The sequence below is a fragment of the Acidovorax sp. genome, assembly GCF_046341535.1.
In the GTDB taxonomy this organism is placed as follows: domain Bacteria; phylum Pseudomonadota; class Gammaproteobacteria; order Burkholderiales; family Burkholderiaceae_C; genus Acidovorax.
In genome coordinates, this window is the sequence record NZ_JBKDRI010000018.1 from 1 (window position 1) to 15,118 (window position 15,118).

Annotated in this window: 10 protein-coding genes and 1 pseudogene; 8 read left to right on the forward strand and 3 right to left on the reverse strand. The window is 65.5% G+C overall.

Going from position 1 to position 15,118, the window contains the following annotated elements; genetic code table 11:
• The first annotated feature begins 488 nt into the window (after positions 1-488).
• Positions 489-1,910, forward strand: coding sequence for an aspartate kinase (locus ACK543_RS01005; protein ID WP_409941022.1), 1,422 nt, complete (start codon positions 489-491; stop codon positions 1,908-1,910).
• A gap of 103 nt (positions 1,911-2,013) precedes the next feature.
• Here the strand turns inward: ACK543_RS01005 and ACK543_RS01010 are convergent, their stop codons facing one another.
• A complete protein-coding gene (locus tag ACK543_RS01010) occupies positions 2,014-3,516 on the reverse strand; it encodes a TIGR01777 family oxidoreductase (RefSeq protein WP_409941023.1) in 1,503 nt (500 codons plus the stop codon).
• A gap of 75 nt (positions 3,517-3,591) precedes the next feature.
• Positions 3,592-4,314: a DUF4166 domain-containing protein gene (locus tag ACK543_RS01015; protein ID WP_409941024.1), complete on the reverse strand. Its 723-nt coding sequence runs from the start codon at positions 4,312-4,314 to the stop codon at positions 3,592-3,594.
• Between the two features lie 220 nt (positions 4,315-4,534).
• Here ACK543_RS01015 and ACK543_RS01020 point away from each other — a divergent pair, with 220 nt between their 5' ends.
• From ACK543_RS01020 to ACK543_RS01030, 3 genes are all read left to right on the forward strand, one after another.
• Positions 4,535-6,397, forward strand: a complete 1,863-nt coding sequence (locus tag ACK543_RS01020) for an ATP-binding protein (RefSeq protein WP_409941025.1) — start codon at positions 4,535-4,537, stop codon at positions 6,395-6,397.
• Positions 6,394-7,869 carry a sigma-54-dependent transcriptional regulator gene (locus ACK543_RS01025; RefSeq protein WP_409941026.1) on the forward strand — a complete coding sequence of 492 codons (1,476 nt, stop codon included), beginning with the start codon at positions 6,394-6,396 and terminating at the stop codon, positions 7,867-7,869. The genes ACK543_RS01020 and ACK543_RS01025 overlap by 4 nt, the downstream gene beginning before the upstream one ends.
• A 119-nt stretch (positions 7,870-7,988) precedes the next feature.
• Entirely contained in the window at positions 7,989-8,960 is a 972-nt protein-coding gene (locus ACK543_RS01030) for a class I SAM-dependent methyltransferase (protein WP_409941027.1), read from the forward strand.
• Between the two features lie 83 nt (positions 8,961-9,043).
• Here the strand turns inward: ACK543_RS01030 and ACK543_RS01035 are convergent, their stop codons facing one another.
• Positions 9,044-9,679: a GntR family transcriptional regulator gene (locus ACK543_RS01035; RefSeq protein ID WP_409941028.1), complete on the reverse strand. Its 636-nt coding sequence runs from the start codon at positions 9,677-9,679 to the stop codon at positions 9,044-9,046.
• Positions 9,680-9,821: 142 nt separating this feature from the next.
• Between ACK543_RS01035 and scpA the strand changes: the two genes are divergently transcribed.
• The 4 genes and pseudogenes from scpA to ACK543_RS01055 form a co-directional block, all read left to right on the forward strand.
• Positions 9,822-11,990 (forward strand): methylmalonyl-CoA mutase, encoded by a 2,169-nt coding sequence (gene scpA / locus ACK543_RS01040; protein ID WP_409941029.1) that lies wholly within the window; start codon positions 9,822-9,824, stop codon positions 11,988-11,990.
• 420 nt (positions 11,991-12,410) lie between these two features.
• A pseudogene (locus tag ACK543_RS01045) lies at positions 12,411-12,620 on the forward strand (GIY-YIG nuclease family protein); the annotation flags it as partial.
• Between the two features lie 234 nt (positions 12,621-12,854).
• Positions 12,855-13,868 carry a methylmalonyl Co-A mutase-associated GTPase MeaB gene (gene meaB, locus ACK543_RS01050; protein WP_409941031.1) on the forward strand — a complete coding sequence of 338 codons (1,014 nt, stop codon included), beginning with the start codon at positions 12,855-12,857 and terminating at the stop codon, positions 13,866-13,868.
• 32 nt (positions 13,869-13,900) lie between these two features.
• A partial coding sequence (locus ACK543_RS01055; RefSeq protein WP_409941030.1) for an acyl-CoA carboxylase subunit beta occupies positions 13,901-15,118 on the forward strand: 1,218 nt, incomplete at its 3' end.

The window sequence follows — 15,118 nt, forward strand, 5'->3', positions numbered from 1 at the left end:
CTGCAAATCGACCGCAGCGGTCCATTTTTAACCGCCTTTTTGCCCCATAGCTCGGCTATGGGGCTGCAAATTCGGCAAAAACTGTCCTCGCTGGGGCCGATTTTCGCTTTCGACGCTCCAAGTCCGACAGGCTCCTAGCGCCTTGCGTGAGCTCCATGCCTTCGTCACCCTCGTTCAGTGGGCCGTGTTCCCGCTGGTGGCCGGCGCTGGGCTCGTGCTCTGGCTGGCTCCGCGCCTGGCGCGTTTGCGTTCTGGCCGAAACTGATCGAGGGGTGGGAGTCTCTGTCACTCCATGCGTTGTGGCCTCTGCCCAGCCACCGGGTGCGGCGAAGGGGTTGAGGCTCCAAACCGGGTTCGCATGCGCGCATCGCCGCCTCAGGCGGGGCGGCCCGGCCAAAGTCATGGAAAATACCGGGTTTGCCGCCAGATCTCCCCCTGAGGTTGGTCGGTTTGGCCCCATCCCTTCGTTTGCTCCCCTGCGCCAGTCCATGCAAGAAGTTCAAAACTCCAAGGTCTCTGTCGAGAAGATCGGCGGCACCTCCATGACCGCCTTTGGCGATGTTCTGCGTCACATCGTGCTGCACGATCCCCAACGCATCAATGGCCGCATTTATGTGGTGTCTGCCTACTCTGGTGTCACGAACCAGCTGCTGGAACACAAAAAAACAGGCGAGCGCGGCATTTACGCCCTGTTTGCCGAGGGCAAGGGCTACCAGGACGCTCTGACCCAGCTCGCGGTCAGCCTGAAAAGGCTCAATGCCGACTACGCCGAGCTGGGCCTGCCTTTGGCCGTGGCCGATGCCTTCATCGACCATCGCATCGGCCAGGCACGCGAATACCTGGGTGCCATGCAGCATGTGCTGGCCAGCGGTTACCTGAGCCGCAAGGATGTGTTGCTGGCTGCCCGTGAGGTGCTGGCCTCGATTGGCGAGTCCCACAGCGCATTCAACTCGGTCGAGATCCTCAAGGCCAACGGTGTCAACGCCATCCTCATGGATCTGGCAGGCTTTGACGACAACGAGACCTGGACGATTGATGAACGGATCGCGCAAAGCTTCAAGGGCCTGGAGTTGAACGACAAGGTGGTGGTGGCCACGGGCTACACCAAGGGCGTCGAGGGGATCATGCGCGAGTTCGACCGTGGTTACTCTGAGGTCACCTTCAGCAAGATTGCCGTGGAAGTACGCCCTGCCGAGGCCGTGATCCACAAAGAATTCCACCTGTCTTCTGCAGACCCCAACCTGGTCGGACTGGAAAACGCCATTGTGGTGGGCGCCACCAACTATGACGTGGCCGACCAGTTGGCCGATGTGGGCATGGAAGCCATCCACCCCAAGGCCGCCAAGCCGATGGAGCTGGCGGGGATTCCCATTCGGCTCAAAAACACCTTTGAACCCGACCATCCTGGCACCTTGATCACCAAGGACTTCGTCGGTGAACGCGCCCGCGTCGAGATCGTGACCGGCACCGACAAGGTCACGCTGATCGAGATTCATGACCCGAGCATGGTGGGCACCGTGGGCTTTGATGCGGGCCTGATGAACGTGTTTTGCAAGCACGATGTGAGCTACATCCTCAAGGCGACGAATGCCAACTCCATCGCCCACCTGGTCTGGGACAGTCAGGTGTCGCCCGAACTGGTGGCAGAGCTGCAGGAGGGCTACCAGGTGGTGACGATCAAGCCCAGCGCCATTGTTTGCACCATTGGTTCCAACATCGGGATTCCCGGTGTGCTGGCCAAGGCCGCCCAGGCCCTGGCTGACGCGCAGGTCAACGTCAACTGTGTGTCGCAGACGCTTCGCCAGGTGAACATGCAGTTCGTGATTGAGCGCGAAGACTACAAAACCGCCATCAAGGCGCTGAACATGGCGCTGTGTGTGAACTCCGCAGCGCCGGTCCCCCGCGCCTGACAATCGCGCTTTAGTGCACCGGTACCCAGGCCTGCCTGCTGCCGCCTTGGCGCCGATGGTCGGCCTCCCCGGTGAATGTGTGCGGGTGGGCATCGGCTGCACATCATCGACTGGGCTCCTGAGCCCGCGCTCTTTGGGGCCTGCGCCCTGACAGCGCCTGCAGGGCACCGGGCAGGCCTGGATGGACAAACCGGTATCCAAGCATGGAGGCTGCGCGCGGGACAGCGTTTTGCCCATCCAGCAGCAGGGTTGACATCTCTCCCAGCAGGGCGCGCAAGGGCCATGCGGGCAGACTCCAGCGGGCCCGCCGACCCTGCGATGCGGCCAGCTCCTGGACAAATTGGGCCTGCGTGACGCCCTGCGGTGCCACTGCGTTCACGGCACCCCTCACGTCGTCGCGCGCCACCCCGAAACGGATCAGCCCAACGGCATCGGCGATGTGAATCCACGGCGCAGGCTGCTGCCCGCGGCCGAGGATGGCACCCAGCCCAAAGCGTGCAGCCAGGGCTTGCAGGGGGTAGGCACCGCCACCGTGGCCCAGCACCACGCCAAGCCGCAGGCACACCACCCGCACGCCCAGCGCCTGGGCGCGCTGCGCCTCATCCTCGATGGCGCGGCACAGGTCTGACTGGAACTCGCCGGGGCGGGGCGGGGCGCTTTCATCACGGGGCTCCATCGAAGCATGGGGCGTGGCCCCGTAGTAGCCGACGGCCGATGCGCTGACCAGCACGCGCGGTGGGCGCTGCAGGCGTTGCATCAGCGCCATGAGGGCGGTGGTGGTGTCCACCCGGCTCCTGAGCAGCGACCGCCTGCGTGCGGGCGTCCAGGGCATGCCAAGCACGCGCGCCCCGGCCAGGTGGACCACGGCGTCAATGGGCGTTTCCGCCGGAATTGCGTCCAGGCTGTCGACCACCCAGACGCCGGCCCCCAGGTGAGCGCGGGCCCCCAGCGCATCGCGGGACAGCACGATGACCCGCTGGCCTGTGCGCACCAGATCGTCCACCAGCGCGCTTCCCAAAAAACCGGTGGCGCCGGTGACCAGGGTGGCCGGGCCGGTCGCAGGGCTGGTGGGGCCGTCGCCGTGTGGTCCTGCCGGGGCGGGCGGCGCGGCCTTGCGGCCCAGTTGAACCACGGCGATGGCGTTGCGAATGCTCCAGGCCCACACGCCCACGGCAAACAGCGTAAAGAGCCACGACACCGGCCCATGCGGCGTGAGCAGCATGGCGCTGGGTTGCTGCGCCCAGGCCCAAAGCACCGGGCCGACCAGGGCCAGGAAAAGGCCGTAGCTGATGGTCAGCAGGGTGTGCAACACGCGCTCAAAGCCGGGCAGGTGCCGCGTGCGGTCTTCCTCCAGAAAGTCGGCCAGGGTGATGACCAGTTCAACCAGCAGCAGGGTGGCCAGGACCGCAGCAAAAGCGCCATGCCACTGCCACCACGCCAGGCCAAGGAAGATCACGCCGTAGATGGCCTCGCGCGCGGCGTGCAACGCCAGTTCACGGCGCGCCGATACGCGCTGCGGCAAGCGCGCGTGCAGCTCGTGGTGCCACAGGTTGTCAAAAGCGCCCATGGCGGCCTGCACCGACAAGATAAGGAAGAGGGGAGTCATGGTGTTCATGGACGGGCCTGGTGGTGAGTGGTGTTGAGAAATTGGCCGGGCGATGCGTTGGGCAGACGAGCGCAGCTAGCGAGCGGTGAGGGCATGCAGACCGCGTGGGTCCTCGCCCCGTTCGACGTGCGGGTCGGCGAACACACCCGACTGGTAGAAGGTCTGGCCCCACCACGGGTGGACCATGGTCAGGGTGAAGCGGAAGTTGCCGTCCCCAAGGTCGGTGTGCACCACCCGGCAGGTGCCGGGGCCCAGCAGCAGCGGTATCGGAACGCGCAGGCGTCCGCCAGGCAGCACCCACAGATAACGGCGGCTTTGAAACACCAGCGCCCCGTTGTCCTCAAACACGTCGAGCACCATGCTCAGGCCACCCTCGGTGCGCTCCAGCAGATTGCCGTCGGCGTCGAGCTCCTTGGTGGAACGTATCGTCTGGCCATGGCGTCGCAGGTCGCGGCCGCTGGTGGTGTCGTCGTCATGAAGGCAGCGTTCCCACACCGCACCGCCGCGCCCGTTGTGGGTCACGCGGACGGTGGCTGGCGAGTCTGCAGCGCTGATCTCGGTCAGCGGGCCACCCCAGCAGCGCGCCAGTGCCGCAAAGCAGCGGCCCATCCGCGAACAGCGCAGCTCCATCCGGCCGCTGTAGGTGACCTCGGTGTGGGCGGTGCCGAAGCGGCGCTGCACGGGCGGCGGCAGGCGCGACCACGCTGCGGCCCCCAGTAGGGCGCGAAGGTTCAGCGCAGAAGTTGCAGGAACGGGGGCACGCTCGGCAGGGCGGACGCTGGTGAACAGGGCAAACATGGGGGGCCTCGCAGGTGGTCAGGGTTGCATTCCCTGCCATCCCTATTGCGAAAGACGGGCCAGGCCCGATGACTGCTGCAAGTCGTTGATTTCATTGGAGACGCGCCCATGGGCTGCATACTTGGTTTACAGTCTGCAGCGTTCCCGTCGTCAACCCCAGCAACAGGTTTCCCATGCGCGAAATTCGTGTCCCGGTCTTTGTCACCAGGGTGTGCGCCCGATGCTGATGCATGCCGTACTGGGGTTTGCGTTGCTCCAGACGCTGGCGCTGGCGGCGGTGTTGCTGGCGTGGGCCGACCGGGTGGCGGGGGCGCGGCTGCTGGCGGCGTTCCTCTTCGGAATCGCCCTGTGGATGACGGGCAACGAGTTGCCCAACTGGCTGGGGCCGCAGACCGAGCGGCTGACCATGCTGCTGTTGTCCACCGCACCGCTCACCTCTGCCCTGTTTTTTCATTTTTGCGTGGTGTTTTGCCGTGTCAACCTGGGCAAGATTGGCGTGCCAGCGGCCTATGCGCTGGGAGCGGGCGCCAGCCTGGCGGCCATGCTGATCGTGCCGGGGCATCTGGTGTACCACCCTGACATCGGCTGGATTGCCGTGGCCGACACCGTGGGCTGGGTGGCCAGCATGGCGTGGGTGGTGCTGGGGATTGGCGGCGTTGCGGTGCTGCTGTCGGCGCTGCTGCGGGCACGCCGCGCGGCCGATCGGCAGAAGTTTCGTCAGATCGCTGCCGTGACCGCGTCCTGCCTGTGGGGCATGTTGTGCCTCTCGGGCTACGCCATGGCTGTGCTCAATGTTCCGGTGTACCCGTTTCCGCTGCTGGGCTTGCCGCTGTATTCGCTGATCCTGGTCTACGGCATCCTGCGCTATGGGGTTTTTGTGGCCAATGCCTGGGCTCGCCGCGCGCTGGTGTGGGCGCTGCTGCTGGCACTGGGCGCAGGCGTGGTGGCGTTGACGCCGCTGTTGCCGCTGTTCGAGTCGCGCTGGCTGGCGGGCCTGGCGGTGGCGGCCACCGTGCTGGCGCTCAATGGGCCGGTGCGCCGCGTCGCCGAGCGGCTGGTCTACCCCGGTGGCGAGGTGTCCATGGCCGACCTGCGGGACTGGCGCAGCGATTTGCAGCGGGCCGAGACGCCGATGGAGCTGGCGCGGCAGGCGGCGGCCTTGCTGGGCAAGCGCATCGGCACGCCGGTGGAGGTGTATGTGGGCACGGCTGCCCGGCCAGCGTCCAGCGCGCCGCAGCTGGTCTGCCGTGTGGACACCGATGGCTGGCAGACCACGCTCCTGGGCTGGGATGCCGCGCCGCCCGGACCGCGCCATGTGGCTGAACTGTTTGGCACCGTTGTGGCCGAGGCGGCTGGCCGCCTGGAGCAAGCGCAGCAGTTTGCCAGCCGCGAGCGCGAGCGCCAGCTCCAGGCCCGTCTGGCCGAGTTGGGGGCCCTTGCCGCCACGGTGGCGCACGATATCCGCAACCCGCTGAACATCATTTCGATGGCGGTGGCTGCCGCGCCCGCCGACACCCGCCGCGAAGTGGCCGATCAGGTCGCGCGCATTGCCAACCTCACACACGACCTGCTGGACTTTGCCAAGCCCTGGAAGCTGTCCGTCCAGACCATCGACCTTGCCGCGCAGGTGCGGGCTGCAGCCATGCGTTTGCCGGATGTCAGCCTGGGCGAGGGCTTGCAGGCGCCCCTGATGCTGCAGGCCGACCCGCGCCGCGTGGAGCAGGCATTGACCAACCTGTTTGAAAACGCCCGCATGGCCGCATCACTGGAGATTGCAAGTGACGCCCATGGCAGCCGCGACAGCGGCGCAGTCACGCGCACCCATGCGCCCGTCCACATCGATGCCCAGGCCACCAGCGATGAGGTGCTGCTGCACATCTGCGATGCAGGCCCCGGCGTGCCGCAGGAGATTAGGGACCGTCTTTTTGAACCCTTCGCCTCGCGCAGCCCGGGTGGTACCGGCCTGGGCCTGGCCATTGTGGCGCGCATCATGGCCGCGCACGGTGGCTCGGTGGCCCTGACCGAGCGCCCGCCCTGGAGCACCTGCTTTACCCTGCGCTTTCCCCTGGTACCCCCGCCATGAACTCCATTGCCACCCCAAACGCTGACGACCCCGGTGCTGCGGCAGGCCCGCACGGTGCGCCCGAGTCTGGCCATGTGTTGCTGGCAGACGATGAGGCGGCGTTCCAAAGACTGGGCAGCGCCTTTTTGCGCGGGCTGGGGCACACCGTCACACTGGCGGGCGATGGCGAGCAGGCCCTGGCCGCATTTGCGCGGCAACGGCCAGAGCTGGTGCTGCTGGACCTGGCCATGCCCCCGCACATGGACCCGGAGATCGGCCTGCAACTGATCCCGCGCTTTGCACCCCAGGTGCCTGTGGTGGTTTTGACCGGCCACGGCGACCACGCGCTGGCGCTGCGCGCCACCGAACTCGGCGCGTGGGATTTTCTGACCAAGCCTGTCGATCCGGAGATGCTGCGCTTTGTGGTGGCGCGCGGGCTGCGCAAGGCCCGGCTGGATGCCGAGTTGGCAAACCTTCGCGCAAGCCAGGCGCTGGACGATCTGGGCATCGCAGGCCAGGCTGCCGCCACCGCACAACTGCGCGCACTGGTGCGCCGCGTCGCGCCAACGCAGGTCAGTGTGCTGGTGCTGGGGCCCACCGGCACGGGCAAAGAACTGGTGGCGCGCGCCTTGCATGCGTGCAGCACTCGCCAGAGCGAGCCTTTCATGGCCATTCACTGCGGTGCGCTGTCTGCCGAACTGCTGGAAAGCGAGCTCTTTGGCCACATGAAGGGCAGCTTCACAGGCGCCTACCGGGACCAGCCCGGTCTGGTGGAGGCCGCGCACGGTGGCACGCTGTTCCTTGACGAGGTGGGCGAGATGCCGCCGCCGATGCAGGTCAAGCTGCTGCGTTTTCTGCAGGAAGGCACCTTTGTGCCCGTGGGTGGCCGCGTGCAAAAGCGTGTCGATGTGCGGGTGGTGGCTGCCACCCACCGCGACCTGGAGACCATGGTCCGCGAAGGCGCGTTTCGGGAAGACCTTTTCTATCGGCTCAAGGGGGTGGTGCTGCGCACGCCGTCGCTGGCCGAGCGGCCTGCCGACATCCCGCTGCTGGCAACCCGGTTTCTGCAGCGCGTGGCTCACCGAGCGTGCCTGAGCCCCGATGCGCTGGCGTGGCTCATGGCGCGCGAGTGGCCTGGGAACGTGCGTGAACTCAAAGCGGTTGTCGAGTCGGCGGGCGCGCTGCTCATGCCCGATCAGCGCGAGGTGGATGCGGCGCTGCTGCGCCTGTCCAGCGGCGACACAGCGGCATTTGCGGCGGTCAGTGGCGGGGAAAGTCCGGCGGGGTCTGCGGGCGACGGCGGGGGGAACGGTACCGGGGCCGCCCCCGACGGCACCGCAGGCCCGCTGGATGCGGCATTGATGGAGCTGGAGCTGCGCATGGTGCGTGACACGCTGGCGGCCGCTGGCGGTAACCAGTCCGAGGCGGCGCGGCGACTGGGCATCTCGCGCGTCGGGCTGGTCAAAAAGCTCACCCGGCTGGGGCTGCGCTGAACCCTGCACGCTTGCGCCATGCCCGCCCTGTCGTGATCCGCCCACAGCGCTTATATCAAAAATGATAGCTGCAAAAGCTTACGCGGCAAGCGTAACCGGCCAAAAATAACCATACTTTGATGCAAGCTCTCCTCCATACCATTGCCGCCATGCCACTGCCCGTGGATGCCTGCCGCATCTTTCATGGCCGTGGTGGTTTGCATGCGGGCGATGAGCCATGGGTGCTGGATGCGTATCCGCCTGTGTTCGTGCTCACCAGCTTTGCCCCGGCCAGCGACGAACAGCTCGCCATGGTCGGACAAGCGCTGCAGGCTCGCTGGGCGCAGATTGCCCCTGCGGGCGAGCCGCTGAACTGGGTGTTCCAGCAGCGGGGCGAGGCCTTGCGGCTGCAGGGGCGCGCTGACACCCGCCTGATGGCGGGCCGCGTGCCCGAGCCGCACACCGTCACCGAGGCGGGTGCGCGCTACCGCGTGCATGTGTTGCGCGGACAGAACCACGGACTCTTTCTGGACATGGCCGAGGGCCGCCGCTGGGTGGGTGACTACGCCGCTGCGCGCCGCAACGACCGCTATGGCTTGAAGGTGCTCAACCTGTTCGCCTACACCTGCGCCTTCTCGGTGGTTGCGCTGCGGGCGGGGGCCAAGCAGGTAGTCAACGTGGACATGAGCCACGCGGCCATCGCCACCGGGCAGCACAACCACCAGCTCAACGGCATCACGACGGGCGCAGCCTTTTTGGCGCACGACATTTTCAGTAGCTGGGGCAAGCTGACGCGCAGCGGGCCCTACGGCCTGGTGATTGTGGACCCGCCCAGCTACCAAAAGGGCAGCTTCGTTGCGACCAAAGACTATGCGCGGCTGATGCGTCGCCTGCCCGACCTGATCGCGCCGGGTGGGCACGCTCTGCTGTGCCTGAATGCGCCCGAGCTGGGGGCCGATTTTTTGCGCTGTCACATGCAGGAACTGGCCCCCGACATGACATTCGTGGCGCGCATTGCCAACCCGGTCGCGTTTGCCGATGCGGATGAGGAGCGGGCGCTGAAGGTGCTGGTGTACGCGGCGGGTGGCCACGATTGCGGCCAGTCGTGCTGACTGGGCTTTCTCCACGAATCGGGGGGACGCTTGCCAATCTACCCGGGCAGGCGCGCAAGCCGGAGGCCGGTGTCCGGGGCTCGTCAGGTGGCGGCGACGAGCCCTTGGGCAAAGTGCGACGCCATCGCCTGGCGTGTGCGCGCGGCATCGCGGGCTTGCAGAGCGGCAAGGATCGCCCGGTGCTCTTGCAGCGAATCCGCGATGCGTCCCTCTTTGAACAGGGAGTGATGGCGGTTGAGCTTCATCACCTTGCGCAGGTCGGCCACCATCTGGCTGCGCCAGCGGCTGTCTGCCAGTTCCAGAAGCAGCATGTGAAACCGCTCGTTTACGGCAAAAAACGTCTCCCGCTCGTTCACCGCCTGTTCCAGCTCGGCGTGCAGGGCCTCAAGGGCCTGGAGCTGATCGGGGGTTGCGCGTTCGGCCACCACGGCGGCGGCATCGCTCTCCAACAGGCTGAGCAGGTGGTACACGTCGCGCAGATCCTTGTCGCTCATCTCGGTCACATAGGCGCCACGGCGCACCTTCATCGTGACCAGCCCTTCGGCGGCCAGCACCTTGAGGGCCTCGCGCAGGGGGGTGCGGCTGATGCCGAATTCCTGCGCAATCTTCAGCTCGTCGATCCAGCTTCCGGGTGCCAGATCGCGGCGGTAGATCCGCTGGCGCAGTTGCTCCGCCACTTCTTCATAGAGCGCGCGAGGGGTCAGGGTGAGGGCGGACATGGGCTGATTGTAAGCTGTGCGGAATATTTTGAATCAATAATTATGAATGATATAAAATCGCCGTGACATCTCTGCACCCGCGCGGCCACCGCCGCCGCATCGTGTCAGACGCATCCATGCCATCTTCGGAGACACCCTCGCCATGAGTGACCCCCATCCCACCCAGCCCCCAGAGTTTGCCGCTGCGTCACTCGATGACTGGGCCAAGGCTGCAGCCAAATCCGCGCCGGGGGGCGACGTGAATGCCCTCCACTGGGTCACGCCGGACGGCATCACGGTCAAGCCGCTTTACACCGCCCAAGATACGGCCAACCTGCCGCACGCCAACACGCTGCCCGGGTTTGAACCCTACCTGCGCGGCCCGCAGGCCACCATGTATGCCGTGCGCCCCTGGACGATCCGCCAATACGCTGGTTTTTCGACGGCGGAAGAGTCCAACGCCTTCTACCGCAAGGCGCTGGCCGCAGGCGGGCAGGGCGTGAGCGTAGCGTTTGACCTGGCCACCCACCGTGGATACGACAGCGACCACCCGCGCGTGACGGGCGATGTGGGCAAGGCGGGCGTGGCGATTGACTCGGTCGAGGACATGAAGATCCTGTTCGACCAGATTCCGCTGGACAAGGTCAGCGTGTCCATGACAATGAACGGCGCAGTGCTGCCCGTGCTGGCGGGCTATGTGGTGGCGGCACAGGAGCAGGGCGTCTCGCAAGACAAGCTCAGCGGAACCATTCAGAACGACATTCTGAAAGAGTTCATGGTGCGCAACACCTACATCTACCCGCCCCAGCCGTCGATGAAGATCATCGGCGACATCATCGAGTACACGGCCAAGCACATGCCGAAGTTCAACTCGATCTCCATCAGCGGCTACCACATGCAGGAAGCCGGGGCCAACCAGGCGCTGGAGCTGGCCTTTACCCTGGCCGACGGCAAGGAATATGTGAAAACCGCCATGGCCAAGGGCATGGATGTGGACGACTTTGCGGGTCGCCTGTCGTTCTTCTGGGCGATTGGCATGAACTTCTACCTCGAAGTCGCCAAGATGCGCGCAGCCCGCCTGTTGTGGTGCCGCATCATGAAAGCCACCGGGGCCCAAAACCCCAAGAGCCTGATGCTGCGCACCCACTGCCAGACCAGCGGCTGGAGCCTGACCGAGCAGGACCCCTACAACAACGTGGTGCGCACCACCATCGAGGCCATGGCTGCCGTGTTTGGCGGCACGCAAAGCCTGCACACCAACAGCTTTGACGAAGCCATTGCGCTGCCCACTGAATTTAGCGCACGCATTGCCCGCAACACGCAGCTCATCATTCAGGAAGAGACCCACATCACCAGCGTGATCGACCCCTGGGCGGGCAGCTACATGATGGAAAAGCTCACGCAGGACATGGCGGACGCGGCCTGGAAGATCATCGAAGAGGTCGAAGCCATGGGCGGCATGACGGCTGCGGTGGACAGCGGCTGGGCCAAGCTCAAAATCGAAGCCGCCGCGGCCGAGAAGCAGGCGCGCATCGACAGCGGCAAGGATGTGATCGTGGGCGTGAACAAATACCGCCTTGCCAAGGAAGACCCCGTCGATATTTTGCAGATCGACAACATGAAAGTGCGCGACGGTCAGATTGCGCGGCTGCAAAACATCAAGCAAAACCGCAATGCCGCGCTTGTCCAGCAGGCACTGGATGCTCTCACTTTCGCAGCAGAAAGCGGCGAGGGCAACCTGCTGGACCTGTCGATCAAGGCCATGCGCCTGCGCGCCACGGTGGGCGAGGTGTCTGATGCACTGGAAAAGGTTTACGGGCGCCACCGCGCCGATACACAAAAGGTGACCGGTGTGTACGCAGCAGCTTATGACTCGGCTGAAGGCTGGGACAAACTCAAGACCGAGATCAACGAATTTGCCGAGGCCCAAGGCCGCCGCCCCCGCGTGATGATCGCCAAGCTGGGCCAGGACGGGCACGACCGGGGCGCCAAGGTGGTGGCCACGGCCTTTGCCGACCTGGGTTTTGACGTGGACATGGGCCCGCTGTTCCAGACCCCCGAAGAATGCGCCCGCCAGGCCATTGAAAACGACGTGCATGCCGTGGGCGTGAGCACACTGGCGGCGGGACACAGAACACTGGTGCCCGCCATCATCCAGTCGCTCAAAGACCAGGGGGCCGACGACATCATCGTGTTTGTGGGCGGGGTGATCCCGGCGCAGGACTATGACTTTCTGTACGAGGCGGGCGTCAAGGGCATCTACGGTCCGGGCACACCGATCCCGGCCAGCGCCAAGGATGTGCTGGAGCAGATTCGCAAGGCGGTGGCGTGAAACCCTGTGCCTTCACCCCCCCCACCGTTCGGGCTGAGCTTGTCGAAGCCAGGGCTCGGGCCGGTGAAGGCCTTCGACAGGTTCAGGCCGAACGGGTGGGGGAAGTGCGCACCCAGCGGGCCGCAAAACGCCCGTCAGCCCTCACCCCACCCGTTCGGGCTGAGCTTGTCGAAGCCAGGGCTCGAACCAGTGAAGGCCTGCGACAGGCTCAGGCCGAACGGTCGGGGGGCGTGCAGACCCAGCGGGCCATAAAACGCCTGTCAGCCCTCAGCCCACCCGTTCGGGCTGAGCTTGTCGAAGCCAGGGCTCGGGCCAGTGTAGGCCTTCGACAGGCTCAGGCTGAACGGGTGAGGGGGGTGCAGACCCAGCGGGCCGCAAAACGTCCGTCCGCCTTCACCCCCACCGTTCAACACTGAAACAATGCGCCCCTTCCACGTCTACATCCTGCGCTGCGCCGACGGGTCGTACTACACCGGGCACACCGATGATATGGTGCTGCGCATGCAGCAGCATGACAACGGTGACGTGGGCTACACGTCGCTACGCAAGCCGGTTGAGCTTGTTTGGCAGGGCGAGTTTGACACCCGCGAAGGCGCGCTGGCGTTTGAGCTGCAGATCAAGGGCTGGTCGCGGGCCAAAAAGGAAGCGCTGATGGCGGGGGATTGGGGACGCGTACAGGCGCTGGCCCAGTCGCATGGCCATGCGGAGCACAAGCCCGGGCTTGGCCAGGCTCAGCCCGAACAGGTGGGGCGAAACGACTCCCAGGGGCGTCATGAAACCGGCATCCCGCCGAAACACGACATCAACACCCCCCCACCCGTTCAGCCTGAGCCTGTCGAAGGCCTCGCACCACCTGCACAAGCTTTGCTGGAGGGCATCACAGGCCAGCCCGGCCCCGTTCAGCGCCGCGCCCTATCCAAAGCCATCACGCTGCTCGAATCCACCCGCGCAGACCACCGCACACAGGCCGACGAGCTGCTCACCCAGCTGCTCCCCCACACCGGCAAATCCTTCCGCCTGGGCATCAGCGGCGTACCCGGCGTGGGCAAGTCCACCTTCATCGAGGCGCTGGGCCTGTACCTCATCGCCCAGGGCCACCGCGTGGCCGTGCTCACCATCGACCCCTCCAGCACCGTGTCAGGCGGTTCCATCCTGGGTGACAAGACGCGCATGGAACACCTGTCGGTGCACGAAAAAGCCTACATCCGCCCCAGCCCATCGAGCGGCACCTTGGGCGGAGTCGCAGAGAAAACCCGCGAGGCCATGCTGGTCTGCGAGGCGGCAGGCTACGACGTGGTCATCGTCGAGACCGTGGGCGTGGGCCAGAGCGAAATTGCCGTGGCGGGCATGACGGACATGTTTGTGCTGATGCAGCTGCCCAACGCGGGCGACGACCTGCAGGCCATCAAAAAAGGCGTGATGGAAGTCGCCGACCTGGTGGTCATCAACAAGGCCGACATTGACAAGGCCGCCGCCACGCGGGCCGAGGCGCAGATCACGTCCAGCCTGCGGCTGCTCAGCCAGCACGGCAACCCCGAGACCGCTCACCATGACGACACCCTGTGGCACCCCAAGGTCGTGCAGATCAGCGCGTTGCTGGGGCAGGGCGTGGACACGTTCTGGGCCGCGGTCACTCAGTTTCGCCAACTGCAAACCGCCCATGGCCGCATCACCGCCCGGCGCGAAAAGCAGGCGCTGGCGTGGATGTGGGAGCGCATCGACGCGGGCCTGAAGCTCGCATTTCGCCAGCACCCGCAGGTGCGCGAACTGCTGCCGCAAATGCAGGCCGATGTGGCCGCTGGGCGCGTTGCGGCATCCACTGCAGCAAGAATTCTGCTGGTCGCGCACGGCCATCATGCACCAGCAGCTATCAAATAAATAGCAATACCTGATTTCACCAAAGGACGACCATGCAAGACATCCTGGAGCAACTGGAGAACAAGCGTGCGCTGGCCCGCCTGGGCGGTGGGCAAAAGCGAATCGATGCGCAGCATGCCAAGGGCAAGCTCACGGCGCGCGAACGCATCGAACTGCTGCTGGACGATGGCACCTTTGAGGAATGGGACATGTTCGTCGAGCATCGCTGCACCGACTTTGGCATGGAGGCCAACAAAATCCCCGGCGACGGCGTCGTCACCGGCTACGGCATGATCAACGGCCGCCTGGTCTTCGTCTTCAGCCAGGATTTCACGGTGTTCGGCGGGGCGCTGTCTGAAACCCACGCCGCGAAGCTCTGCAAGGTGATGGACGAGGCCATGAAGGTCGGCGCGCCGGTCATTGGCCTGAACGACTCGGGCGGCGCGCGCATCCAGGAAGGCGTGGCCAGCCTGGGCGGCTATGCCGATGTGTTCCAGAAAAACGTGCTGGCCAGCGGCGTGATTCCGCAGATCAGCATGATCATGGGGCCCTGCGCCGGTGGCGCTGTGTACTCGCCCGCCATGACGGACTTCATCTTCATGGTCAAGGATTCGAGCTACATGTTCGTGACCGGCCCCGAGGTCGTGAAGACGGTGACGCACGAGGAGGTCACGGCCGAGGAACTGGGCGGCGCCTCCACCCACACCGGCAAGAGCGGCGTGGCCGACCTGGCCTTCGACAACGACGTCGAGGCGCTGCTGATGCTGCGCCGCTTCTTCAACTACCTGCCGCTGAACAACCGCGACGGCGTGCCCGTGCGCCTGGGGCCGAACGGGGGCGACGCCCCCGAGCGGCTTGACTTCAGCCTGGACACGCTGGTGCCCGAGAACCCGAACAAGCCCTACGACATCAAGGAGCTGATCTTCAAGGTGGTGGACGACGGCGACTTCTTCGAACTGCAGCCGGACTACGCCAAGAACATCGTCATCGGCTTTGGCCGCATGGACGGGCGCAGCGTGGGCATCGTGGCCAACAACCCCATGGTGCTGGCCGGCTGCCTGGACATCAAGAGCAGCATCAAGGCCGCGCGCTTCGTGCGCTTCTGCGACGCCTTCAACATCCCCGTGGTCACCTTCGTGGACGTGCCCGGCTTCATGCCTGGCACTTCTCAGGAGTACGGCGGCATCATCAAGCACGGCGCCAAGCTGCTGTACGCCTATGCCGAATGCACGGTGCCCAAGGTCACCGTCATCACGCGCAAGGCCTACGGC

Excerpts from the sequence above, each read along its gene's own strand:
- scpA (WP_409941029.1), top strand. The coding sequence starts at position 9,822 with ATGAGTGACCCCCATCCCACCCAGCCCCCAGAGTTTGCCGCTGCGTCA.
- ACK543_RS01035 (WP_409941028.1), bottom strand. The coding sequence starts at position 9,679 with ATGTCCGCCCTCACCCTGACCCCTCGCGCGCTCTATGAAGAAGTGGCG.
- ACK543_RS01015 (WP_409941024.1), bottom strand. The coding sequence starts at position 4,314 with ATGTTTGCCCTGTTCACCAGCGTCCGCCCTGCCGAGCGTGCCCCCGTT.
- ACK543_RS01020 (WP_409941025.1), top strand. The coding sequence starts at position 4,535 with ATGCTGATGCATGCCGTACTGGGGTTTGCGTTGCTCCAGACGCTGGCG.
- ACK543_RS01025 (WP_409941026.1), top strand. The coding sequence starts at position 6,394 with ATGAACTCCATTGCCACCCCAAACGCTGACGACCCCGGTGCTGCGGCA.
- ACK543_RS01010 (WP_409941023.1), bottom strand. The coding sequence starts at position 3,516 with ATGACTCCCCTCTTCCTTATCTTGTCGGTGCAGGCCGCCATGGGCGCT.
- ACK543_RS01005 (WP_409941022.1), top strand. The coding sequence starts at position 489 with ATGCAAGAAGTTCAAAACTCCAAGGTCTCTGTCGAGAAGATCGGCGGC.
- ACK543_RS01030 (WP_409941027.1), top strand. The coding sequence starts at position 7,989 with ATGCAAGCTCTCCTCCATACCATTGCCGCCATGCCACTGCCCGTGGAT.